Origin of the sequence: Pseudarthrobacter sp. W1I19 (genome assembly GCF_030817835.1) — a bacterium.
Classification (GTDB): Bacteria; Actinomycetota; Actinomycetes; order Actinomycetales; family Micrococcaceae; genus Arthrobacter.
The window spans coordinates 2,039,393-2,062,264 of the sequence record NZ_JAUSZR010000001.1 but is presented as its reverse complement, the minus strand read 5'-3'; the positions used below and the strand labels follow the sequence as shown (position 1 = coordinate 2,062,264).

17 protein-coding genes are annotated in these 22,872 nt (G+C 62.9%); 3 read left to right on the top strand and 14 right to left on the bottom strand.

Going from position 1 to position 22,872, the window contains the following annotated elements:
- Positions 1-6: 6 nt before the first annotated feature.
- The 10 genes from QF038_RS09730 to QF038_RS09685 form a co-directional block, all read right to left on the bottom strand.
- Positions 7-1,671, bottom strand: coding sequence for a CdaR family transcriptional regulator (locus tag QF038_RS09730; protein ID WP_307609962.1), 1,665 nt, complete (start codon positions 1,669-1,671; stop codon positions 7-9).
- Positions 1,665-2,579, bottom strand: a complete 915-nt coding sequence (locus tag QF038_RS09725) for a hypothetical protein (protein WP_307609961.1) — start codon at positions 2,577-2,579, stop codon at positions 1,665-1,667. The genes QF038_RS09730 and QF038_RS09725 overlap by 7 nt, the downstream gene beginning before the upstream one ends.
- A complete protein-coding gene (locus tag QF038_RS09720) occupies positions 2,576-3,709 on the bottom strand; it encodes a M20 family metallopeptidase (protein WP_307609960.1) in 1,134 nt (377 codons plus the stop codon). Before QF038_RS09720 ends, QF038_RS09725 begins: the two co-directional genes overlap by 4 nt.
- On the bottom strand, positions 3,706-5,229 hold the full coding sequence (locus QF038_RS09715; protein ID WP_307609959.1) for a serine hydrolase: 1,524 nt from the start codon (positions 5,227-5,229) through the stop codon (positions 3,706-3,708). The genes QF038_RS09720 and QF038_RS09715 overlap by 4 nt, the downstream gene beginning before the upstream one ends.
- Before the next feature lie 40 nt (positions 5,230-5,269).
- Entirely contained in the window at positions 5,270-6,223 is a 954-nt protein-coding gene (locus tag QF038_RS09710) for an ABC transporter ATP-binding protein (RefSeq protein ID WP_307609957.1), read from the bottom strand.
- Between the two features lie 54 nt (positions 6,224-6,277).
- Complete coding sequence (locus QF038_RS09705) at positions 6,278-8,194, bottom strand: dipeptide/oligopeptide/nickel ABC transporter permease/ATP-binding protein (RefSeq protein WP_307609956.1); 1,917 nt, start codon at positions 8,192-8,194, stop codon at positions 6,278-6,280.
- Positions 8,194-9,198, bottom strand: coding sequence for an ABC transporter permease (locus tag QF038_RS09700; protein ID WP_307609955.1), 1,005 nt, complete (start codon positions 9,196-9,198; stop codon positions 8,194-8,196). The genes QF038_RS09705 and QF038_RS09700 overlap by 1 nt, the downstream gene beginning before the upstream one ends.
- 21 nt (positions 9,199-9,219) lie before the next feature.
- Complete coding sequence (locus QF038_RS09695) at positions 9,220-10,815, bottom strand: ABC transporter substrate-binding protein (protein WP_307609954.1); 1,596 nt, start codon at positions 10,813-10,815, stop codon at positions 9,220-9,222.
- A gap of 95 nt (positions 10,816-10,910) precedes the next feature.
- Positions 10,911-12,302 carry a serine hydrolase gene (locus tag QF038_RS09690; protein WP_307609953.1) on the bottom strand — a complete coding sequence of 464 codons (1,392 nt, stop codon included), beginning with the start codon at positions 12,300-12,302 and terminating at the stop codon, positions 10,911-10,913.
- A gap of 314 nt (positions 12,303-12,616) precedes the next feature.
- Positions 12,617-13,642 carry an alpha/beta fold hydrolase gene (locus tag QF038_RS09685; protein ID WP_307609952.1) on the bottom strand — a complete coding sequence of 342 codons (1,026 nt, stop codon included), beginning with the start codon at positions 13,640-13,642 and terminating at the stop codon, positions 12,617-12,619.
- Between the two features lie 1,172 nt (positions 13,643-14,814).
- Between QF038_RS09685 and QF038_RS09680 the strand changes: the two genes are divergently transcribed.
- Positions 14,815-15,000 carry a hypothetical protein gene (locus QF038_RS09680; protein ID WP_307609951.1) on the top strand — a complete coding sequence of 62 codons (186 nt, stop codon included), beginning with the start codon at positions 14,815-14,817 and terminating at the stop codon, positions 14,998-15,000.
- A 605-nt stretch (positions 15,001-15,605) separates the two neighbouring features.
- Positions 15,606-17,087, top strand: coding sequence for an amidohydrolase family protein (locus QF038_RS09675; protein WP_307609950.1), 1,482 nt, complete (start codon positions 15,606-15,608; stop codon positions 17,085-17,087).
- Between the two features lie 867 nt (positions 17,088-17,954).
- Here QF038_RS09675 and QF038_RS09670 read toward each other — a convergent pair.
- The 3 genes from QF038_RS09670 to QF038_RS22315 form a co-directional block, all read right to left on the bottom strand.
- Positions 17,955-19,235, bottom strand: coding sequence for an ABC transporter permease (locus QF038_RS09670; RefSeq protein ID WP_307609949.1), 1,281 nt, complete (start codon positions 19,233-19,235; stop codon positions 17,955-17,957).
- On the bottom strand, positions 19,232-19,927 hold the full coding sequence (locus QF038_RS09665; RefSeq protein ID WP_307609948.1) for an ABC transporter ATP-binding protein: 696 nt from the start codon (positions 19,925-19,927) through the stop codon (positions 19,232-19,234). The genes QF038_RS09670 and QF038_RS09665 overlap by 4 nt, the downstream gene beginning before the upstream one ends.
- Positions 19,928-20,273: 346 nt before the next feature.
- Positions 20,274-20,507, bottom strand: coding sequence for a response regulator transcription factor (locus tag QF038_RS22315; protein WP_373461637.1), 234 nt, complete (start codon positions 20,505-20,507; stop codon positions 20,274-20,276).
- Positions 20,508-20,533: 26 nt separating this feature from the next.
- Here QF038_RS22315 and QF038_RS09660 point away from each other — a divergent pair, with 26 nt between their 5' ends.
- Positions 20,534-20,716 (top strand): hypothetical protein, encoded by a 183-nt coding sequence (locus tag QF038_RS09660; protein WP_307609947.1) that lies wholly within the window; start codon positions 20,534-20,536, stop codon positions 20,714-20,716.
- A 276-nt stretch (positions 20,717-20,992) separates the two neighbouring features.
- On the opposite strand, the gene QF038_RS09655 is transcribed toward QF038_RS09660, so the two are convergent.
- Positions 20,993-22,843 carry a glycoside hydrolase family 15 protein gene (locus QF038_RS09655; protein WP_307609946.1) on the bottom strand — a complete coding sequence of 617 codons (1,851 nt, stop codon included), beginning with the start codon at positions 22,841-22,843 and terminating at the stop codon, positions 20,993-20,995.
- Positions 22,844-22,872 lie beyond the last annotated feature (29 nt).

Below are 22,872 nucleotides of genomic sequence, written 5' to 3'. Positions count from 1 at the left end.
AGACCGCTACAGCGAGCGCTCCCCGAAGGTGAGTAGGCGCAACTGGATCATGGCTGCGAAGCGCGCTTCCGGGTCGCTCAAGTCGATCTTTCCAATGGCGGAGAGCCGGCGTAGGCGATGGCGGAAGGTGTTCGTGTGGGTGTACATGAGCGCGGACGCCGCACTAACGTCGCCGAAGGCATCTAGCCAGGCGCGGAGAGTTTCAACAAGTTGTGCGTTGCGTGCCCGGTCGTGCTCAAGCAGCCGCGCGATCGGGCCGGTCGGGCGGTCGCCGCGGGTGGCGGCAAGATCTCCGAGTTCGACGAGAAGCGCTTCAACCTGCACATCGTCGAAGATCACGACCTGCGCATTCGACCGGCCGAGTTGAAGCACGCGCAGGGCGCGATCCGCGCTGACGCGGGAAGTGGGTAGTGCCGCATGGTCGTCGGCGATTGTGCCGATACCGAGCAGCAGGCGCTGGTCGCCGCCGATGCGCGCGAGGAATTCTTTGGCAACTCGTGCGGTGCGTCGGTCGGCATCCGCCTGATTCGGGCGAACGCTGACAACACCGTAGACGATGTTGCCGATGAGAGCGGCGGCCGAGCGGGGGTATACCGCGCCCAGGTGCATCGAGAGGGCGTCGGCGATGCGTTGCCGTGCGGCGAGAAGACGCGCATGTGCGGCCCCGCCCTCCTCGTCCTCTTCGGATTCTGCGGCAGCGAGCGCAAGCACAACATAGCGGTGATCGGTGAGGCGCAACCGTGACGCGGCATCGGCCGCGCCCGACCCGCCCTCAAGCACCGTGGCAAGTAGATCGGCCCGCAGCCTGCGTTCAACGTCGGCGCCGACGCGTATCCGCAGCATTTGCAGCGCGACGAGCTTCGCGGCATCCTTGAGCGCCTCGATCCGGTCTTCCGGCATTGGTTCGCGCACCGCAACCCAAATGGAGCCGAGAATCTCGTCGCCCGCACGCACAGCGAGCGCCACACGAGGGTAGGAGGCCACTTGGGCGTCGACGTCGACGGGAGCGACCTGGATGGGGTCGGTGCTGCGATACAGCTCGCGGAACACACCGCGCTGTTCCATCTGGCGCATGTAGCGCTCGGGAACCTGACGGCCGAGGATTGTCTCGACGCGGCCGGGATCGGCTTCGTCTTGCTTGCCGGAGAAGGCGACGACTCGGGAGTTGCGGTCCTCGATCGTGACGGGGGCATTGAGAAGTGTCGAAATTGCATTGGCGAGCGAGAAGAGGTCACCGGCGGGCATTCCACCGAGGCCTTGTGGTCCGCTCTCGCCGACATCGCCCTCCGCGATGAGCGAGTGCAGCATCGATGTGAGTTGGGCCCAGGATGCACCGCGGGTCAGCGCGAGCACGGGAATGCCGGATTCTTCGGACGCGCGTATGATCGCCGGGTCTGCACTCACTGGCGCACGGAGCACGAGGCCGGCGGCGTCTTGCGTGGCGAGTGTTGTGAGCAGCTCGACGATCTCCTCGGTGTCGCGCATCCCAACGCCTAGCACGAGCGCACCGTGTGAGGGGATCGCCTCGTCGAGGGAGTCGTGGATGATGACCGTCTCGATCTGCTTTTGGCCCTCCGCGTTTCCGCAGACGAGCTCAACAAGGGTCGTTCCGAGGTCTTCGAGCACCCGGCCAAGGCTTGAGCGGGGCCGCGTCGTCACTGTCATCAGCATGCCTCCGACACTACGGGCGGACGGTACGGCGCTTGGGTGTCGATAACATAGCGGCGCGAGGAATCGAATCCGAGCACACGCCCACCATCATCCATGAGCGCACCCAGGCTGTCGCGCAGGGCGGACCGCCAGCGCGAAGCGGTCTCCGGCCGACTGCGGCGGAGCGCCTCGATGTCATTTGGGAGGCGAACAAGCACGAGCGCCGCATCGGTTTTCCGCACGGTCGGCTCGTCGTGCGCCGAGGGTTCGAGCAGCGTCTGGGCGTCGTCGGCCCGGTGTGCGCTCGACTCGAGAGTCGCGGGCTTTCCGTGGCAGGCTGCGGCCACGCTCGCCGAGAGCAGGTCCCACCTCACGAGTAACCTATCGGTGTCATCGCCACCGTTTAGAACATCGCTCATCTGCCCGTAGTAGTTGCGGTGGTATTTGCTCGCGCGGGCGCCGAGCTTCACGAGGTTGAAGTGGGCGTTGCGACTGATGAGCGGGTCGAAGGTCCACGAGATCTCATGGATGCCCTCGCCCAACGCCCAAGCACGCTGGTGCGCCTTGATCGCGAAGCCGACATTGCGGCCACGCATTCGACCGTCGACGCCCGCGATATGGCTGTGCAGTGCCTGCTGCGAGGGTGCGGCAAAGAACCCCATGCCCGCACCGACCAGTTTGTCGCCGTCGAAGGCGCCAGCGAGATAGCTTCCCGCCTTGGAAATTGCCCGCAGGGTTTCCGTATTGACCGGCCCCTGAGTGACATCCGAGGTCCAAATGCGCGCGAAGAGCGCCACTACCTCGGAGAATTCCTCGACCTGGTGCAGCAGACGGATCGTGATGCCCGAAGAGTCCGCCGCGGCCCGCGCCGCCTGACGGGCGTCCTCGACGAGGTCTTCGCTTGTGCCGATGGCGCTCAGGGTGGTCATCGTGCCGATACCGATGCGGCGGGATCCGTCTGAACAAACTCGTGTATGAGCTCGGCGATGAGCGCGTGGACGAGGCCAGTACGTTCGATCCATGCGCCAACGAGCGCGTGTTCATTGCTCGCGTGCGCACCACCGCCCACTGCGCCGAGCCCGTCGAGCGTTGGAACGCCGATCCCGGCCGTGAAGTTGCCATCGGAGGCTCCGCCGACCGAGGCGCTCTCGAGGCGGCCGAGCCCGAGCTTCTCAGCCAACCGGCTGGCGCGGGCGAACAATTCCAGCGCGGCCGATTCCTCGAGTGGCGGACGGTTCACCCCACCGGTGATGTTCAGCACGGCACCGGGTAACGTCGCCGCGAGCGCGCGCATTGCGGTGTCCACTCTTTTTTGCTCGGCGAGTGTGCGCACGCGCACGTCAACGGCGAAGCTGGATGCGGCCGGGACGGTGTTTGTTGTCGTGCCGGAGCTTAGCAATGTCGGTGTGACCGTCGTGCCGAGTTCCGCGTCGCCGAGGCTTGCGACGGCAAGGATCTGGTGCGCGGCCTCGATCGAAGCGTTGACACCCCGCTCGGGCTCGAGACCGGCGTGCGCCGCCCGCCCCTGCACTGCGACCTCGTAGAGTGAGACACCCTTGCGGGCAACCTTGAGGGCGCCACCGTCGGCCGATCCCTCGAGAACGAGGGCGGCGACGCATCCGAGGGCCTCGTCTTCGATGAGCTGCCGGGAGCTGGGCGAACCGAGCTCCTCGTCGCCGGTTACCAGGAGGCTCACGCCATCGCGGTTCGGAAGGGCCGCAATGGCATGGAGCGCCATCACGAGTCCCGCCTTCATATCGAAGGAGCCCGGCCCGCACAGCACGTCGCCGTTGATCTCGAACGGATGCTCGATGAGCGATCCGATCGGCCAGACCGTGTCGTGGTGGCAGAGTACGAGAACCCTGGGGGCGCCGAAGCGCCAGCGCAGGTGGGTGCGCCCCTCGATCACGATCCGCTCGGGGAAGCAGCCGAGCAGCCGTTCCCCGAGCTCGGTGATCGTGTCCGCGCTGCGGGCGATCGCAGCCAGGTCTGCGGAGGGCGACTCGCGTTCGACGACCGTACGCAGGTCTTCGAGCATCCCCTTGGTGTCGAAGTTCACTGCGCCACCCTGGGCGCTGCCCGTACACCGAAATGCACGTACTGCTCGCCCGTCGGCAGTGCGTAGAAAACCAGCGAGAGCCACCCCTGAGTGCCGGGCGCCCGCAGCGCGAATAGGCCATCGCTCACCGGGGTGAGGGCGTACTCTTCGACGGGATTCGGCATAGATTCGGCGACGACGCCGCTCACGGTCCTGCGCATACGCACGGCCTCCTCCTTCTTAAAGACCTCCAGGACGACGCTGGAGCGCTCGTAGGTACCGAGGTACGGCGACATGTCGCCCGTGTACGGCTCGGCTGGCGGGCCGAACGATCCCGGAATCGAAATCTCGGCCAGCTCGCCGAATATCTCGTTGTAGAGCTCGATGTACAGATCGCGTGTGTTGCCGCCGTTGGTGAGCAGCGTCACGGCGATGCCATCTTCTGGCAGGATGCGCAGGAAGGCGGCCTGGCCAATCGTGTTGCCGTCGTGACCGTAGAGGCGCTTTCCGCCCCAGCCGAAGCGGATCCAGCCGAGCCCCCAGGAATCGCCGAGCACGTACGGGTCGGGAACGTCGGTCTGGTGCGTGGTCATGAGCTCGGCGCTCTCCGCCGAGAGAATGCGCGTGCCGTCGGCTGCGAGCCCGGCCTGGATATGCATGCGGGCGAACTCGAGCACGTCTGCCGCGCTGGCATTGATGATTCCGGCGGGGCCAAGCGAACGGGGGATCGACCACATCGGAGCGAGAATGGGGCCGTTCTCATCGGCGCCCACGTGGCCGGCGGCGGCACGGTGAAGCAGAGCCTCCTCTGGCAGCGTCACGGTGTGCTTGAGGCCGAGCGGTTTGAACAGGCGATCGCGAAGGGCGTCATCCCAGCTGAGACCGGTGAGCTTCTCGATCACGCGGCCCATGAGTGCGAAGCCAGAGTTGCAGTACGAGAAGGTCGCCCCGATGGGGTGGTTCTGCTTGACCTTGGAGAGGGCATCGACGTACTTTTCGAGGCAGTCGTCGCCACGGCCGGCGTCGGTGAAAACGTCACCGTCTATGCCGCTGGTGTGGGTGAGCAGGTGGCGCATTGTCACCGACTTGCTCACCTCGGCGTCGGCAACCCGGAACTCGGGGACCACGTCGATGATCGGAGCATCGAGGTCGAGCTTGCCCTCGTCGACGAGCTGCATGATGACGGTCGCCGTCCAGACCTTCGAGATCGAGCCAATCTGGAAGACGGAGTCCTCGGTGGTCTCGACACCGGTGTTGATGTTGAGAACGCCGTGGCTCGCGAGGACAGGCTCCTCGCCGAGGCGCAGGATGCCGAGCGTGGCCCCAGGAACTTTGTGGGCGGCGGCCAGCTCGCTCAGTCGCTGCTGCCAGTGCGCGGCGTTGAGAGCCTTCTTGCGAACTGGGGTGCGTTCGTCGCGGTCTTGGGCGCGGTTGGTGGTCTCCAGAACATAAGCGATGCTGCCGCCGTCCGGCGACAGAGCGGGCTGCTCTGGAAGCTGCGTGGCAATGAGGTTATCAATGCTTACACGTTGTTGTGTCATCGCGTGGGTCTCCTGTTCAATGGGCTACGTTGTGCGGGGTTTAGCTGGAGCGGATGCTGTTAACAAGCGGGTTCGAAAGGTCGGGGTACACGCTCGAGGAGCTTGTGAGCTCGGCGAAGTGGCAGGCCGCGGCGTGCAACGGCGTCGTGGGAAGCGGTGGCGAGCTCTGCACGCAGATCTGACGCTCGGGGTGGACGAGAGGCCCAATCGGGCAACGGGGGTTGAAGCGGCAACCGCTCGGCGGGTGATGGGGGTCTGCGGGTTCGACGTCCAACGGAGCGGCCGGATCAACGGCAAGAAGGTTGCCGTGGCGGGTCGGCACGGATGCGAGCAGCTCGCGGGTATACGGGTGCTTGGCGTTGTTCAGCACCTCATCGACCGGTCCGAACTCGACGATGTGGCCGAGGTACATCACGGCGATGTAGTCGCTCAGATAGCGCACGACCGAGAGGTTGTGCGAGATGAATAACATCGTGAGCTCCAGCTCGGCGCAGACAGTGCGCACGAGGTTCAGAACCGAGCCCTGCACCGAGACGTCAAGCGCCGACGTGATCTCATCGGCGATGATGACCTCGGGTCGTGCGGCGAGCGCCCGAGCAAGGCCAATGCGCTGACGCTGGCCGCCCGAGAGAGCACCCGGGAGCGAGCCAGCACGGTCGGGGTCAAGGTTGACAAGCTCCAGCAAGCGCCCGACCTCGGCGCGCTTAGCCGCGGCTGAGGAAAACGTGCCGCGCGGGATCATCTCGGCGATAGACTCGCCGATCGTCATCCGTGGATCGAGCGAGGAGAACGGGTCCTGAAAGACCATCTGAATTGGATGCCGGCGCCGCAGTTTCAGGACATCGATACCGTCGAGCGTGATCGTGCCGCCCGTGACAGGGGCGAGTCCGATGGCCGCGCGGGCGAGCGTCGACTTGCCCGAGCCTGATTCGCCGACGAGTCCGACGACCGAACCGGAGGGGATGGTCAGCGAGACGTCATCGACGGCGGTCATGCCCGTGCTACGGGACCCGTATCTCACGCTGACATGATCAAAAACGTAGCTCGCTCATCGCGTGCCTCCTATGCTTGGTTCCGGCAGTGTCACGCGAGTATCGCCCTCTACGGGGTTCCAGCAGGCGACCCGGTGCTTATCGCTGTGGATCTCCAGCTCGGGGTCCGATTCGCGACACCGTGCCGTCGCCAGAGGGCAACGAGCGGCGAAGGCGCATCCGAGCGGCACCTCGCCGGGTGCCGGCGGGCGGCCGGGAATCACACCGAGGGGCCGTTCGCGGTCGGTGTCGAGATCGGGCACGACCTCAAGCAGAGCGCGGGTATAGGGGTGGCGTGCACCCGTGTAGAGGTCCGCCGTCGGAAGATCTTCGACGATGCGGCCGGCGTACATGACAAGCACCCGTTCGCAGCTTTGCGAGACGACGGCAATGTCGTGGCTGATCAGCAGGATTGCCGCGTTCGTGTCGGTGCGCACCCGCTCGAGGAGCCGAAGAACCTGGCGCTGTACCGTGACATCGAGGGCCGTGGTCGGTTCGTCGGCGATGATCAGCTTGGGGCTGTTCATGAGGCCCATCGCGATCATCGCGCGCTGTCGCATCCCGCCGGAGAACTCGTGCGGGTACTGTTCGGCGCGCCGGGCGGCCGCGGGCACGCGCACCGCCTGAAGCCGATTGACGGCGCGCTTCAACGCATCCTTCTTGCTCATGCCCTGGTGTTCCTGTGCGGCCTCGGCGAGTTGGCTGCCGATGCGCCGGGTGGGGTTGAACGAGGTCATTGGATCCTGAAACACCATTGCGAGTGACGTGCCGAGCAGCCCACGAACGGTCTTCTCCGGCGCGGTGAGGATCTGGATGCCGTTGAACTCGAGTCGATCGGCGTCCACGACGCCCGGTGGCTCAATGAGTCGGGAGGCGGCCAGCGCGGTCAGGCTCTTGCCCGAACCGGATTCGCCGACCACTCCCAGCGCCTCACCCTCCCTGACCTCGAAGCTCACTCCGCGAACGGGGTACACCAGACCGTTATGTGTTGGGTACGAGACGCGGAGATTCTCGATGCTCAGGATCGTGCCGACGGAAACAGGAGAAACGGTGGGAACCGCACGGGTAGTGGGCCGCGGCAGCGGGAGCCTCCGACGGCCGATGGCGACGCGGCCACCGGCAACGGATGCTGCGCTCTCGCCGAGCAGGTTGAACGCGAGGCCGGCAACGATGACGGCGACGGCCGGGCCGAAGGCTGCGGCGGGGTTGATGTAGATGCGGTTGAGTCCCTCGCTGAGCAGCTTGCCCCAGTCGTAGGCGGGAAGCTGTACGCCGATACCGAGAAAGGACAGGCCGGCGAAGGCCAGTAGCGCACCGCCGGCGGCAACGGTCGCGTTGACGATGAGAGGCTCGGCAATGTTTGGCAGTACGTGCCGGATGAGCACGCGCAGACGCGAGACGCCGGCGGCGCGTGCGGCAGAGATGAAGTCACGGCCGGCGATCGCGGCAGACATGGTCTGGGTGAGGCGGGCAAAGCTCGGGGCCATGGCAAAACCGAGGGCGAGCACGGCCCCGGTCGTGCCGGCGCCGAAGATCGCAGCGAAGAACAGCGCGAGCAGCAGGCCCGGGAAGGCGACGGCAATGTTGACAATGCCGACGACGAGACGTCCTGCCCGACGCGGGAGCACGGATGGCGCCGTACCGAGCAAGGTTCCGACGGTGACGCCGATGACGACTGCGATGACCGCGAGTGCGACCGAGAGCTGGGTAGCAACCATCACGCGGGCGAGAACGTCGCGCCCCAGCGCATCCGTTCCCAGGAGGTGTTCAGCGCTTGGGCCCTGCTGCGTGCCAGAGGTGTCGATGGCCTCGGCCTGTGCGCCCCAGACCACTGGGGCAAAGATCGCGACCAGGGCAACGAGGAGGACGAGAAACGTGGCGGTGGCCCCGACCGGGCTACGGACGATGGAAAGCCACTTCAGACGAGTGGGCATTAGGACTCCCGAATTGTAGAGCGCGGATCGAGAAGGGCAAGCACGATATCGATCACGAGGTTGACGAGGAGTACACCGATGCCGTAGACGAGCACGACGGCCTGCACCACGGGGTAGTCCTTGGACTGGATGGACTGCACGATCATGGTGCCGAGGCCGGGCCAAGCGAAGATGTTTTCGACCAGCACGGTGCCCGCGACCATGCCGCTGAGGAGGAGGCCGCTGAGCGTGAGCGTCGCCGTCATGGCGTTGGGGACTGCGTGGCGGATATAGATCTTGCGCGGCGCCAGGCGTTTGGCGCGGGCGGTGCGAACGAAGTCTTGGCTGAGGACGCTGAGGACCTCGACGCGGATGATGCGCGCGAAGACAGCGATTGGCCCGACGGCCAGGGCGACAACGGGTAAGACCAGCGCTAACGGACTGTCGTTGCCCGCGATCGGGAACCAATCGAGGTTGACCGCGAAGATGTAGACGAGCCCGACACCGAGGAGGAACTCGGGGATTGCGGCGAACACGACACAGATGACGGCGAAGGTGAGTTCGAGCCCGCGTCTGCGGCCGCCGCGGGTCACCACGGCCATCGTCACGCCGAGCGGAAGGGCGACGAGGAGAACGAGGAGGCAGGCGAGCAGGGCAAGCTGCAGAGTGGCAGGGAACCGTGTCGCGATAATGTGGGCGACCGGCTCGTTGGTGATGGTGGAAACCCCGAGATTGCCGGTGAAGAGATTGGCGAAGTAGTTCACGTATTGCACGATCAGCGGCTGGTCGAGACCGAGCGCTGCGCGCCGGGCCTCGACCAGCTCGGCTGGTGCGTTCATGCCGAGTGCCGCGCGAACGGGGTCGCCGGGCACGAGGTGGATCATGAGGAAAGCCGCCGTGATCAGCACCCACAGCGAGACGATGAACTGTCCGCCGCGTCGCACCACGAAGGTCAGCCAGGGGCTGATTCCTGCTCGTGATGCGGGGGCGGGTGCCGCCACCGTTTCGGCTGTGGTGCTGGTCATGGGGCTACCTAACTTCTCGAGTTATTTGAACAGACGAATTGACGTGGGATCGAGGCTGTCGGTACGAACGAACTCCGCCTTGTTGCCGAACACTGGCACAACCGACTTCGCGAACGGGATGACGTTTGCCGCGGCGATCAGTGCTGCCTCAGCGTCCGACCAGTCGTCACAGCCTTCTTGGCCCGGCTTCGTCGCGGCAGAAGTCGCGGCGGCGATGTATTCGGCGTTATTGATGGAGGCGAAGTTTGTGCCGTCCGGGACGGTTTTGCCGGAGAGGAATGGCACCATCATGCTGGGCAGGCCAACGCTGACTGGGATGAGTGAAACGTCCCAGTCGCCGGTACCGAAGAGCGTCTCGCCAATGCCGTTGGAATCGATACCCTTAAGGGTCGTCTCAACGCCAATCTCTTTCCACATCGACTGGAGCAGCTCTGCGGTGGGGTCGAAGGTCTGGGAAACAAACGGGGGGTGGATGACGGTGAGTGAGAGCTTCACTCCGTCCTTCTCCCGTATGCCGTCCGATCCGAGCTTCCAACCGGCGGAATCGAGTGCGTCGGCTGCGGCTTTCACATCGAATGCCGGGATGTTGGCCGCCGCCACGTCGGCACGGCAGGGGTTCGGCGCGTTGGCGATGACGCTGGTCGCCGCGGTGCCGCTGCCGCTCGTGAGAACCTCGCGCAGCTTGTCGAGGTTCAGGCCCCGGGTGAGGGCAATGCGAAGTGCCTCATCAGAAAGCACTTTCTTTGGGTTCTGGTTGTAGTAGATCACGCCCAAAACAGTATTAAGCTCACTGGAGAACAGCTTCTTGGCGCGCAGCCGCTCGGAATCGGGCCCCAAAACCTCTGCGGCGTTCAGCTCGCCGGAAAGCAGCAGATTAGCCGCAGTGGTCTCATTCGGAATCACCTTGAACACGACCTTCGCGGGGATGCCAGCCTGCTTCGGGTCCCAGTCGCCGGGGCCCCAAACGAACTCCTTGCGCCGGGTCAGGGTGTACTGCGAGTTCGGGGCGATCTCGGTCATCGTGAACATACCGGTCGCGCCTTCACCCTTGGCGAGCGCATCCGCGTCGGCGAGAGCCGGCCCGCACACCATGTACATGCTGCCAACGTTTTCGAGCAGGAAGGCGTCGGGCGCGCCGCTCTTCACGCTCAGTACGCCGGTGGCGTCGTCGCCCGTCGCGACGGTGCCGGCTTGTACGCTTAGCCCGACGAGGGGTGAGCCGTTCTTCGGGTCCACGATGAAGTTGATGTTATCCGCGAGCATTGACGCGGTGATCGCGGTGCCGTCAGCGCAGGTGGCGTCGTTGCGCAGGGTGAAGTTGGCGTTGGTGGTATCGACCGCCTCCCACTTGCTCGCGAGCCCGGAAAGGATGGTGCCGTCATTCCCTACCTCGACGAGGCGCGAATAGAGGAAGCGGTCGATTTCGCGCGCGATACCACCCGTGGTGATCATGGGATCGAGGGTTCCCGGGTCGGAGCCCATTGAGATCGTGAATGTGCCGTCGACGGCAAGCTCCTTGCTGCCGACGTCTTTGTCGGAATCGCCGGGCACGGTACAGGCCGTGAGAGTGAGTGCTGCCGCCCCAACGAGGGCGGCGAGTGGGGTAATCGAACGCATGAGATTCCTTTAGCTGGTCGTGTGTGAGATGGGATGTGTGCGGATCGAGTTAGGAGGAAAGTTGCCTGGAGGTGATCAACCGCGAGTGGCAGCGGTCATGCCGACACCCGCCGATAGGCGCGACCAGTGTGCAGGTACAGCGCGTTGCCGTTGCCGTCGTTGCCCACGAAGGCGTGCGGTGTGTGCATTCCGTGAAGGGCGTTACGCGGGATGAGGGTGTCTCCCTTCCAATGCACCAGCTCGACCGGGGGCTGCTGCGGGATAGGCTCGGCGATGACTCCCTTCGTCTTGTGTTCGAGCCAGATCCGCCCCTCTGCGTCCTGGGTGACGTGGGAGTCCGCGACCCGTGAGCTGTAGGTGCCGACGAAGCGCGAGGTATCGATGGCGTGGACGTCGTTGGCGGGGGTGGGAAGCTCCGGCACGACAATGCCAGTGAGGCGGTTGATGACCGGGGAGATGAGCTCCTTGTAAAGGCCAATAACGTCGCCGCCGTTTGTCAGCACCGCAATCGCGGCCTTCTGCCCAGGGATCACGCGGAGGAAAGCCCTCTGCCCGATTGTTCCTCCGTCGTGGCCGATGACGAGGCCGCCCTCCCAATTGAAGAGCCCCCAGCCAAGACCCCAGCTGTCGCCCATGAGACCGAGCTCCGGAAGCTTGACCTGCTGTTCCTGCATTGCTTTAACGCTTTCCGCGCTCAGGATCTGATTGCCATCCGGGCCAACTCCGCCGTCGATGTGCATCTTTGCGAAGGCGATGAGGTTGCTCGCGCTCATAGCGAAGATGGATCCGGACGGAGAGTTCGAACGCAAAACTGACCAGACCTGTGCCGGCTCCGGGGCGGCGTCCTCGGTCGGGCTGATGTGACCAAGCGCCGCACGGAACATGATTGCCTCGCCCGCTCCCGTGGCCGCGTGCTTGAGCTGCAGCGGGTCGATGAGGTGTTCGCGCAGGCAAGCCTCATAATGCTTGCCACGAACAAGCTCGACGATGCGGCCCAGAACCGAGAAGGCTGCGTTGTTGTATGAGAACATTTCGCCGGGCTCGAAGTGCTGTGGCACATCGGCGAGGATCGGCATGAACTTCTCGACGGCGTCTTCGCCCTCGGTCGTGGCCGTGAACATGTCGCCCTCGAAACCGGAGAGGTGGCTCAGGAGCTGACGAACGGTGATCCTCGCCGCGGCGGCCTCGTCGGCGATGACGAAGTCCTTGACATAGCGGCGAACGGGTGCCTCGAGGTCGACGAGTCCCTCATCGACAAGCTGCATGACGAGCGAGGTTGTCCAGACCTTGGTGATGGAACCGATCTGGAAGACCGAGTCGGTCGTGGCCTCAACACCGCTCGCTTTGTTCAAGATGCCTGCCGCGGTCCGGACCACGTCGCCATCACTGAGAATCGCCACGGATGCGGCGGGTACCTGGTAATTGGCGATAAGGTAGGGCAGCTTTTCCTCGACCCAAGCACCGATCTGTGACAGTGATTCCACCATGAACGTTCCTCTCTCGTTGAGAAATGCGATTTCGCTGAGTCTATTTATGCGGCCGCACCAAAAAGTGGTAGCAACCGACGATACTTGTGTGCAGCTTGGTTCGATCGCACCAGGTGGCGCGTTAGGCGTTAGATGCGTCGGGTCTGAGCTCGGCAGCAACGGCTCGATCCGCGACCACTGATCATCATTCAAAACAGAAGTTCTCGGTACCGTTCAGGCATTTCAGTCAGCAAGCCTCGGATTTGGAAGACATGCCCTGACCCCCAAAACCAACCGACTGTCTGACATCAGTGACACGCCTCATCCCTGTATTTTCACGGGCGGGCAGTAAGGGGTGTGGACGACGCTTGAGATGGGGCGCTGTCCTGAAGGAATTGTGTGATCTTCGTAGCGATGGCCCTTGACTGCGTCCAGTGCAGGTTATGCTGGCCCTTGAGCTCGACGATTTCGTGGCGGTTGACGTTCTCAAGCTGGTTCTTGTGCGACTCGAGCCAGTCGGGAAAGGTGGCCACGCTGTCACTGGCGAGGAAGTGAAGAACGGGCAAGTTCTCCGGGTAGGTCACTCCGCGGAGTGCTGCTGCATTGCTGGCGACATGGGCGTTTTCGTCGGCGGCTGCCGCGTTGCCATAGTTCCAGATTGTCATTTGCCGTATGCGTTCCAATTCGGTTGTGGTGAAGTCGTCGCTTGTGGGCTCCGCCACGCCGGGATTGAACGTGACCACGGTTCGCACCAGGCCAATTGCGGACAATATCCCAATGAAATTGATGCCGCCACCAGCTGCGGATTGCTCCTCGATCTGGGTAGTGGGCACGCTGGGGTCGATGCCGATCACGGCGGATACTTCGCCCGGGTACCGGTTCGCATAGTCCAGCGTGTAGAAGCCAGCGATCGAGTGTCCAGCCAAAACGTATGGCTTCCCTATGTCGAGTGTGGAGAGGGCCTCGTGGAGCTCAGTGCTGATATTCTCTACGGTCCGATCATGTGCGCTCAAGTCGCTGTAGCCGTGCCCGAACCCCTCCACGACGATGACGTCGTAAGCAACGAGTTCCCTGATCAAAGGGGCGAAGTCCAGCGCCGGAGCTACCGTACCCAGCCCGCTGAGCAGGACCAAAGGCTGTCCACGTTCGGTGCCGGCCCGAACCACGTTCAGCGAGCCTCCCGCGACCTCCACCAGTTCACCGTACTGGGCGGTGCTCGACCTCTCCTGCTGTTCCAGGAACGCGTTGGCCGCTGTGGATGCAAGCGTTATGCCCAGCGCAGTGATAGCGACAACGCCAACTATTTTGCGCGTGCGACGGAATGGCCAGCGACGCTTTGTATGGTCTGTAAGCGAACTCATTGCTACTCCTAGTACAAGAGCCGGGCCAATACCCGGCATTGGTAAATTGCTGAGGCTATTTCGATTCCAGGTTCCTGTTAAAGACTCCGGGCACCCTTGGGTAAGCAAATGAAGAAGTTTGGTTGCTGGACAGGTGCGAACGGCACGACGAGCCATTGGCCGCTGTAGAACTCAACGTATGAGTCCGAGGAGCACCTTGCGTAAGCCTCTTCACGAGTCATGATCTTCACCTCGGAATCTAATAATGTGAACCGCTGACGGGGACACTTCCAAAGCTACGGATACCCGTAGTGACAGGGCATCACCACCTATGGTGACCGGGGTGGTGATTCTCGGATGAAATTGATTGGTTCAGAGGAACCCGTACTCGCGTACGGCGAACTGGCTCCGCCGGGCTGTTCACCTGGAGCTTTTCGAAGATGTGCCGAATATGGCTCCCGGGTGTGTTGACTGAGAGATACAACTGCCGGGAAACCTCCCGGCCCGCTCAGGGAAAAGTCGAGAAGCCGGAGCACCTCGAGTTCCCGCTCGCTCAGCTGAACGGGCATAGCGTCCGTCCCATGAGACGTGACAGGATCATTCCGCCGATGTTGGCAGCGTGGAGCAGTTGGCTGACGTAGCTGGGACAGAATCGCTCGGTGGCGGCCCTGTAAAGCACGGCAATCATGGGCGCGCCTCACTCCACAAGGCAGCCTCGACCCGACCCGATAGGGCGAGCAACTACTGGTAAGCGCGCATATTCAATTTCTAACTATCCGCGCCTTCTGAACAGCGCTGTTTAAGCGGCCCGCTTAAAGTTAGGAGACCTTACGCGGCCTCGAATAATAGCGGGACCAGACTCGAAAAGTGCGAAGGACCTTGCTTGCGGCCAAAGGCGTTCGTCCAGTTGGAAACCCGACGTCAGCCGGGGGCCCGGATAGCGTCAGGTTTGGCTTCACGCATGGCTTTTTGGGCACTCCCAAGGAGCAGTCTTAGGCTCTCCCGAGCCGGCGACAGAGCAGCGAACGCTGCCCTTCACTACATCGCTCTGGCATGAATGGCCAACGATCCACGCACCCGCTCTTACGTCGCTAAACGCGTGAGCGAAGGGAAGACCAAAGGAGATCATCCGCTGCCTCAACCGATACATCGCACGCGAAGTATTTCGCACACTCAGACGCCCTAAGGAAGCGGTGGACACCAGTCACGACCTTCGCCAACGACGACTCGACGCAGACCGGACACTGGTCGCCGCAGCACAGTACTTGGGGGTCTGGCCAGTAGCCGTCCGACGTATTGAAGCCGGCACGTCCCGGGACACCGACCTCCGTAACCGCTACCTCGAGTGGCTAGAAACGCAGGCCATCACGAAGGTTTGATAGCCATAGGAGCATCATATTCACCTCCGAGGCGTATGTTCTGCAGACGATTGCGCACACACGCCTGCCCCGTGCATGCGTGCACAAGGTTCCGGGGCTGGTTTCTGTTAGTGCTGCTCTGGGAGTCCGGAATCCGTATCGGCGAGGCACTGGGGCTGCAGCATGAAGAGGTAGCCGTCGCTGAGAGCGAGCCCCCGGGATCATCTACTACCTGACCTACTGGTACTCGATCAAGCGCATGGCCACCGCCAGTCCTGATGATCCCGGGTCAGGCCAAACGGGACCTCGGCGCTGAGGGCTACGGTGAAGGAGTCTGGACCGTGGCGCGTCACGAGAATTCCCCGACGTTGTTCACGCATTGCCGTGATCCTGGCTACGGCCACGGCTTCGTCAAGCCGGCGTTCCAGGCTGGCGCGGTCTGTCGCAGTGACCAAAATGGCAAAGTCATCTGTATGTCGTATGGGTCTAGCCTTTCTCGTTTCTCGGTTGTTGGAGAGTATGCCCGGCGCAGCACGGCTCGGTGTGGGTCAATCCGACGATGTCACCGGGTGAAGATCGTCGGCATGGCCAATTGGCACGCATCCGAGATCTGCCATGCTGGCTAAATGCGCACACTTCTGAAGGGCGGGCGGGTCATCGACCCCGGCACCGGACACGACGACATCGGCGATCTCCTCATGGAGAACGGCCGTGTAGTTGCAGCAGGGGCCCAGCTCTCCCCTGCCGAGACCGAGGGGGCCGTGGTCATCGACGTCAGCGGATGCATAGTCGGCCCGGGCTTCGTGGACCTCCACAGCCACGTTCATTCTATCGCCGGGCAGCGCCTGCAGGCGATGGACGGAGTCACGACGGCACTTGACCTCGAAGCTGGGCTGGCACCCGTCACTGCGGCGTTTGCCAATGCCGCCCGCGAGGGCCGCCCCCTCAACTACGGCTTTTCGGCCTCCTGGGCGCAGGCGCGCGCCTTTGCTCACCTAGGCGAGGCACCGGTCGCCGATGTGCACAACGCCCTCGGCTTACTCGCCAAACCAGAGTGGCAGCGCGGTTCGAGCCCTCGTGAGTTGAACACCTGGCTCGCGCAGCTCGAGACAGAGATCGCAGACGGCGCTATCGGAATCGGCATCCTGCTCGGCTATGCGCCGCGCACCGATCCGGCGGAGTTCCTTGCGGTCGCGCGTCTCGCTGCCGCAGCGAACGCTCCCACATTCACCCACGTGCGTGAACTGATCGAGGCCGACCCGACGACACCGATCGACGGCTCTGCAGAGATCATGATTGCCGCGGCCGAGACCGGCGCGGCCATGCACCACTGCCACGTCAACAGCACCTCCCGCCGCCACATTGACCGTGTGCTCGGCATGCTCGAACGCTCTAAGGCCGAGGGAAACCGCGTCACCGTGGAGACCTACCCCTATGGCGCGGGCAGCACCGCGGTCGGCGCATTCTTCCTCGCTCCGGAACGCCTCGGCACCTGGGGCATCAAGCCGAGCGACATCACGATCGTCACCACTGGTGAACGGGTCGTGGATGCCGCGCGCCTGAGCGAAATTCGCCGCACCGACCCGGCCGCCGAGTGCATAGTCGCGTTCCTCAACGAAGAGGATCCGAGCGACCTGGCCCTGCTTCAGAGCGCCCTGGCCTTTCCTGATGCCATCGTCGCGAGCGATGCCATGCCCGTCAAGTGGGCCGGCGAGGTTCGCGAATCGCTTCAATGGCCGCTACCGGCCGGCGGCGCCACCCACCCTCGCACGTCAGGAACGTTTGCCCGTTCGATTCGCATGATGGTGCGTGAGACCGGCGCTTGGAGCTGGCTCGAGGCGTTCCGGCGCTGTTCCTACTTGCCGGCGCGCGTTCTTGATGATGCAGCATCCGGCGCACGGGCCAAGGGCCACATCGGTATCGGTGCGGACGCCGACATCGTCGTGATCGAGCCGGAGCGGTTCTCCGACACAGCAAGTTACTTCGATTCCACCCGTCCCTCCGTCGGTGTGCGCCATCTCTTCGTCGGCGGTACAGCCGTTGTGCGGGGCGGTCTCATGCTGACGGACGCGTTCCCTGGTCGCGCACTCAAGGGAGACCCCCGATGATCGAAACCTTCTTTGCTCGGGATGCGCGACGGACGAAGGGGCGGCTCCTTCCGCGGGCACCGCCAAGTCGTTGAAGGCATCTTTTACCGGCACCGCTGCGGCATTGCCCGGCGGTGACTTGCCTGCTGAGTTCGGTCCGCGGCAACCGGTCCGGAAGCGTCGCCGTTTCGCCTCCGACAGGATGTGGGACCGGCTGCACGCGAAGCTTTGGCCTGAAGCGGACGCACCAGTCCGAGCGACTGGACAGTTTCGGCGGACTCGACGACCAGCCGCGCGCATCAGCACGGGACGAATCTTATGACAGAGGGAATTCCCGCGTTACGAGGTGCTTGCCGCCCCAGCCGCTGGCATAGATCTTTGCCTCCACCTGGTCAGAAACGATTTCGGAACCGAGGCTGCCAACAGAATTGCCCGCCGCATGGTAGTGGCGCCCCACAGGGAAGGCGGACAGGCTCAGTTCATCGACAATCCTGTCGCTGCCCCGATCGGACTCTTCGGAGCGACCTGCGTGTGGGCTCAGAAGAACCTCTCCAAGCCCATATCGGTCGCAGGCGGAATCAAGCTCCTTGCGTGTGCGGACTACCTCTGCGATGAATTACTGCGAAAAACCAGGGAAGGCGCACACCGCCATGAGCTGGCGACTAACCGCATACCTTCTGTCCGCGACTATCGACGTTCCAACCCCAGAGCCTTTGACTGTCGTGAGTTTGCTCGACCTCCGGCCCGAGGTGAGCGCCTCGTTGCGGAAGGCCGTGCACGAGGACCGAAACCCCGTGTCAGTCGGCTAGCCAGGAGTGAGGAGCGGTGGCGACCGAATGGTCACCACCGCTCCTTCATTGGCTGCCTATGCAAACAGGCCAGATCCCACTATTCGTACCGGAGGGCGTCGATCGGGTTCTGGCGAGCGGCTCTAACGGCCGGCAGGGTGCCCGCGAGGAACGCGATACCCATCACCAGCACGATGACGCTCAGCACCGACACGGGAGTGAACGCGATGAGCGTCAGCCCCGGAAGGTCACCCAGCAAGCTGGTCGCCAGCGTGCCGCTTACCGCATTGCCGATGATGATCCCGCCGAGCGAGCCGAGCGCGCTACCTAGGAAGCCGAGGAACAATGCCTCGGTGCTGAACAGTCCGAAGACCTTGCGGCTGCTGAGCCCCGTTGCCTTCATCAAGCCGATCTCCCTGGTGCGTTCCTGCACGCTGGTGAGGAGGGTGTTGACGACCCCGAAGCCCGCGGCGAGGAGAGCGATGACGCTGAAGGCGTTGAGAGTGAGGATGATGCCTTCGATAACGCTCTTGAACGCGCCGAGCTCGTCGTCGACTGTCTTAGAGTCGTAACCGAGCTCCGTCAGCGCGTCACGCAGCTTCTCGACCTCCGCGGGAGTGCTCTGGATGTCGAAGACCACCGTCGCCTGGGCGTGCCTTTCCCGATCGGATTGGCTCACGCCGATGCTCTGCACCTTATCCAGCTCGGTGGTCAGCGCGTCGTTTGCCGCTCCGGAACCGTCGCCTCCACCGAGGCTTCTCTCTGCGACTCCGACAATGACCGCAGTCACGATCGACTGGGTGCCGTCGGCATCGGTGATAGCCAGGGCCACCTCTTTGTCGATCGCGTCTTTCGCGTCCGAGAATCCCAGGGGATCGACATAGGCAACTGGGAGGGCCAGTTCGAACGCGTTGCTGTCGGCATCCAACTGCCTGCCGGCAGCGAGCTGCAAGGCCTTCCCGGGAACGGAGCTTCCCATGTTGAACTCGTAGGCCTTCCCACCGTCGTAGGTGATCGAATCCACCGCGACCGGCAATTGGGGATCAGCGCTTTCGACGCCATCCACTCCACGTAGTTTTTCGATATCGGTCGGCGTCAGCGCCTCAACTTCGTCGTGGGGGCCGCTGGCCACCAGGTCGGGATTGTACTCACGGATGCCGCCGTCAGTTACGTTGTCGGGTGTCTTGCTGACCGTCAGGACGTCGTCCGCCCCGATGCTTGCGACGGTGTCGTCGATATATGCGTTGATTCCGGTGCCCAACCCATTTGTGATGGTCAGGGTGAATGCTCCGATGAAGATAGCGATGACGGTGAGCAAGGTGCGCAGTCGTGAACGGAACGTCGCCCGAATTGCTGAACGCACGATATCGATGGCCCTCATGCTGCCATCTCCGTAGCGTTGACGATGAGGCCGTCGCGGAGGTGGACTTGGCGGTCGCAGCGCGCGGCTAGGTCCTCGTCGTGGGTGACTATCACCAGGGTGATGCCGCGTTCACGGTTGAGCGAGAAGAGGATGTCCTCGACGATCGCCCCAGTTGCGGAGTCCAAGTTTCCAGTGGGCTCATCCGCGAAGATGACCGAGGGATTGTTGATCAAGGCGCGTGCAATTGCGACGCGCTGCTTCTGTCCGCCGGACAGGTCCGTTGCCCTGTTGCTGGCCTTGTCACTCATCTCGAGCTGCTCAAGCACCGCCATACCGCGACGTCGCCGTTCGCCGGCACCGATTCCAGCGATGGAGAGCGGCAGCGTCACGTTTTCCAGCACCGTGGCGCCGGGGACAAGGAAAAACTGCTGAAAGACAAAACCGAACGTCTCATTGCGCATGACGTTGAGGTCGGACGTACTGAGCGTTGTGGTGTCCCGGCCGAGCACGTGCACCGTGCCTTCCGACGGTTTGTCGAGGAGTGCCATCAGATGCATCAGTGTGGACTTCCCTGATCCACTCTTCCCCACGATGGCGAGGGAACCGCCGGTGCGGGCCTTCACTGAAACGCCGCGAAGCGCGGCAAAACGAGTCGGTCCCCGCCCGTATGACTTGGCCAGGTTCTTCACTGCAATCGTCGACGCAGCCATGCTGTGCTCCTTTCGACGCTTTCCGTGGTCTGTAAGCGAACTCATTTGCTACTCCTAGTACAAGAGCCGGGCCAATACCCGGCATTGGTTGATTGCAGTGGCTATCTTGATCCCCAGTACCCCTTATGGACTCGTGCACCCTCCGGTAAGCAAACGAAGAAGTTTGGTTGCTGGACAGGTGCGAACGGCACGACGAGCCATTGGCCGCTGTAGAACTCAACGTATGAGTCCGAGGAGCACCTTGCGTAAGCCTCTTCACGAGTCATGATCTTCACCTCGGAATCTAATAATGTGAACCGCTGACGGGGACACTTCCAAAGCTACGGATACCCGTAGTGACAGGGCATCACCACCTATGGTGACCGGGGTGGTGATTCTCGGATGAAATTGATTGGTTCAGAGGAACCCGTACTCGCGTACGGCGAACTGGCTCCGCCGGGCTGTTCACCTGGAGCTTTTCGAAGATGTGCCGAATATGGCTCCCGGGTGTGTTGATTGAGACATACAACTGCCGGGGAACCTCAGGTCCGCTCAGGGAAGAGACGAGAAGCCGGAGCGCCTCGAGTTCCCGCTCGCTCAGCTGAACGTGCGATCAAAGCCCGCACCATGGTCCAGATTCAGCTCAAGAGCTTGCTCGCCAGCGCGCCCGAGGAGATCGAAGCAGCCGACACCGAACTTGCTCAGATCATCGCGGCATCCGGGAATCGTCCATTAATGCTGTCCAGCAGCTTGCTCAAGTGGTCAAGTGATCGCAAGCTGACAAGCAGCAGGATATTGGCAGGCCCTTGAACTCCAGAACAGTGTCGTGTCTCGGGCATCTCACTCAAAACGCGCGAACCGTGGTCACGGTCAATCCCGGCGTGTAAAGCTGTCGCGAGAAACGGCTGCGAGAGTCTAACCAACCTTTCTTCCCAACTGTCGTCCACTTCGTCGCGTGGATCGTTCTCGCGTGGGAGGAGGATTTTGCGTGTGAGCCTTGAAGGCGGCCGCGGAAGTCGTGCGCTGAGGGCGAAGGTTTAGGAGTGTTGACGGTGTGGCGCCGACCCAACATTACCGTAGCCGGTTTCATCCTGAACTTGATTCCTCTTGTCCGCCTAGAATTTCAGCGGTGGTGGCCAGACTGAGGCGGTCAACCCCATGCATGGCATCGGCCGCCCTGACAAGGGTCAAGTGCGAGAAGGCCTGCGGAAAGTTCCCCGCCATCCGGTCCTCTGCCGTTGCGTACTCCTCGCTCAGCAGACCAAGCTCGTTGGCAAACCCCACGAGCCTGTCCATCAAGACCATCGCCTCGGCCTGCCGGCCTGTACGCGCGTACTGCTCCACAAGCCAGAAGGAGCAGGCCAGGAAAGGATGTTCACCCGGTTCCAGGCCGTCAACGCCGCTCTCTGTCCGATAGCGCAGCAGCAGGCCGTCGTCGGTCAGGAGTTCCTGTTCCAGCCGTGTGACTGTGCCAAGCATATGCTTGTCGTTGTAGGGGAGAAAACCGACCTGGGGCATAACGAGCAGAGCCGCATCAGTCTGCGTTCCGCCATAGGTCTGCGTAAAGGAATTGATGCTCGGGTTGAAGCCCTCGCGCATGATCTCTTCACGTAACCGGTCCCGGAGCTTCTCCCACTTTGTGGCATCGCCAGATAGTCCGTGGATCTGTATGGCGCGGATCCCGCTGTTGAAGGCGGCCCACATCATTACCCGGGAGTGGGTGAAGTATTGTGCGGCACCGCGCATTTCCCACAGGCCGAAGTCCTTGTCATCGATGTGTTTTTCGACGAATCCCAAGAGTGCCTTCTGAAGGGCCCAGGAGAAATGGTCTTCTTTGCCTCCGGCCATCCGCAGTCTTTCCAATGCCACCATCACTTCACCGACAACATCAGCCTGGAACTGCGTTACAGCAGCGTTTCCAATGCGCACAGGCTTAGAGTCCGCGTAGCCAGGCAGGTGGTTGAGCTCGCGTTCAGGGAGTTCCCGCTCTCCCCCGACCCCGTACATGATCTGCATTTGCTCAGGATCGCCGGCCAGTGCCCGAAGGAGCCAGTTGCGCCACTGAAGCGCCTCCGTTTCATAGCCATGGGTCAGCATCGACTCCAGTGTCAGAGCCGCATCACGCAGCCAGCAGTACCGGTAGTCCCAGTTCCGCGGCCCGCCGAAATCCTCAGGAAGGGACGTGGTGGGCGCTGCGACGATGCCGCCCGTTTCAAAATGCGTCAGGGCCCGCAGTACCAACAACGAACGTTTTACCGCGCCCCCATAGGCCCCGTCCTGCCTGCAGTGACTTCCCCAGCGGCTCCAATAGTCAGTGGCTTCTTCGAGGGCGACATCAACGTCAGTCGCTGCCGGCAGGGGGCGGTGCGAGTGGAACCACGTTAGTTCGAAGTCAAGCTGCTCGCCTTTCGAAATGAGGAATTCTCCTTCGTGCCCGTGCGCCTGGGCATGCGGAAGATGAGGTCCCCTCAGTGCGAGAGCATCAGGACCGGCCAGGGCCAACAGGACTGGCGCCGCCGTCTGCGCGTTGTCGCGTACACGACTCATCCAGGGCAAGACCGTTGAATATCCTGGGCGGATCCGAAGGTCCTGGCGCATTTCAACGCTTCCTTCCAATCCGGTAACCCGGCGGACAAGGGATGATCCGCTGTCGCCCAGCGGCATAAAATCGGTGACCTGGACGGATCCGCTGCCGGTCTTCCAGATGGTTTGTAGCACAAATGTCGAGTCAATATAGTGCCGATCGACAACGGCAGCGCCGGCTTCGCTGGGCGCCAACAGCCAGCGGCCATGCTCTTCGGTGCCCAGGATTCGGCTAAACACCGACGGTGAGTCGAAGCGCGGGAAACAGAGCCAGTCCACACTGCCATCCCGGGATATGAGTGGCCCCGTCTGAAGGTCCGATAGCAACGCATAATCCTCGATGAGTGAAGCCATGCTCCACTCAACCACACCTTCTTACATTA

Bases quoted from the DNA above. Each gene is read 5' to 3' on its own strand.
- QF038_RS09670 (WP_307609949.1), bottom strand. From the start codon at position 19,235: ATGAGGGCCATCGATATCGTGCGTTCAGCAATTCGGGCGACGTTCCGT.
- QF038_RS09660 (WP_307609947.1), top strand. From the start codon at position 20,534: ATGGTCCAGATTCAGCTCAAGAGCTTGCTCGCCAGCGCGCCCGAGGAG.
- QF038_RS09715 (WP_307609959.1), bottom strand. From the start codon at position 5,229: ATGACACAACAACGTGTAAGCATTGATAACCTCATTGCCACGCAGCTT.
- QF038_RS09700 (WP_307609955.1), bottom strand. From the start codon at position 9,198: ATGACCAGCACCACAGCCGAAACGGTGGCGGCACCCGCCCCCGCATCA.
- QF038_RS09655 (WP_307609946.1), bottom strand. From the start codon at position 22,843: ATGGCTTCACTCATCGAGGATTATGCGTTGCTATCGGACCTTCAGACG.
- QF038_RS09675 (WP_307609950.1), top strand. From the start codon at position 15,606: ATGCGCACACTTCTGAAGGGCGGGCGGGTCATCGACCCCGGCACCGGA.
- QF038_RS09725 (WP_307609961.1), bottom strand. From the start codon at position 2,579: ATGACCACCCTGAGCGCCATCGGCACAAGCGAAGACCTCGTCGAGGAC.
- QF038_RS09685 (WP_307609952.1), bottom strand. From the start codon at position 13,642: ATGAGTTCGCTTACAGACCATACAAAGCGTCGCTGGCCATTCCGTCGC.
- QF038_RS09690 (WP_307609953.1), bottom strand. From the start codon at position 12,302: ATGGTGGAATCACTGTCACAGATCGGTGCTTGGGTCGAGGAAAAGCTG.
- QF038_RS09730 (WP_307609962.1), bottom strand. From the start codon at position 1,671: ATGCTGATGACAGTGACGACGCGGCCCCGCTCAAGCCTTGGCCGGGTG.
- QF038_RS09665 (WP_307609948.1), bottom strand. From the start codon at position 19,927: ATGGCTGCGTCGACGATTGCAGTGAAGAACCTGGCCAAGTCATACGGG.
- QF038_RS09695 (WP_307609954.1), bottom strand. From the start codon at position 10,815: ATGCGTTCGATTACCCCACTCGCCGCCCTCGTTGGGGCGGCAGCACTC.
- QF038_RS09705 (WP_307609956.1), bottom strand. From the start codon at position 8,194: ATGCCCACTCGTCTGAAGTGGCTTTCCATCGTCCGTAGCCCGGTCGGG.
- QF038_RS09710 (WP_307609957.1), bottom strand. From the start codon at position 6,223: ATGACCGCCGTCGATGACGTCTCGCTGACCATCCCCTCCGGTTCGGTC.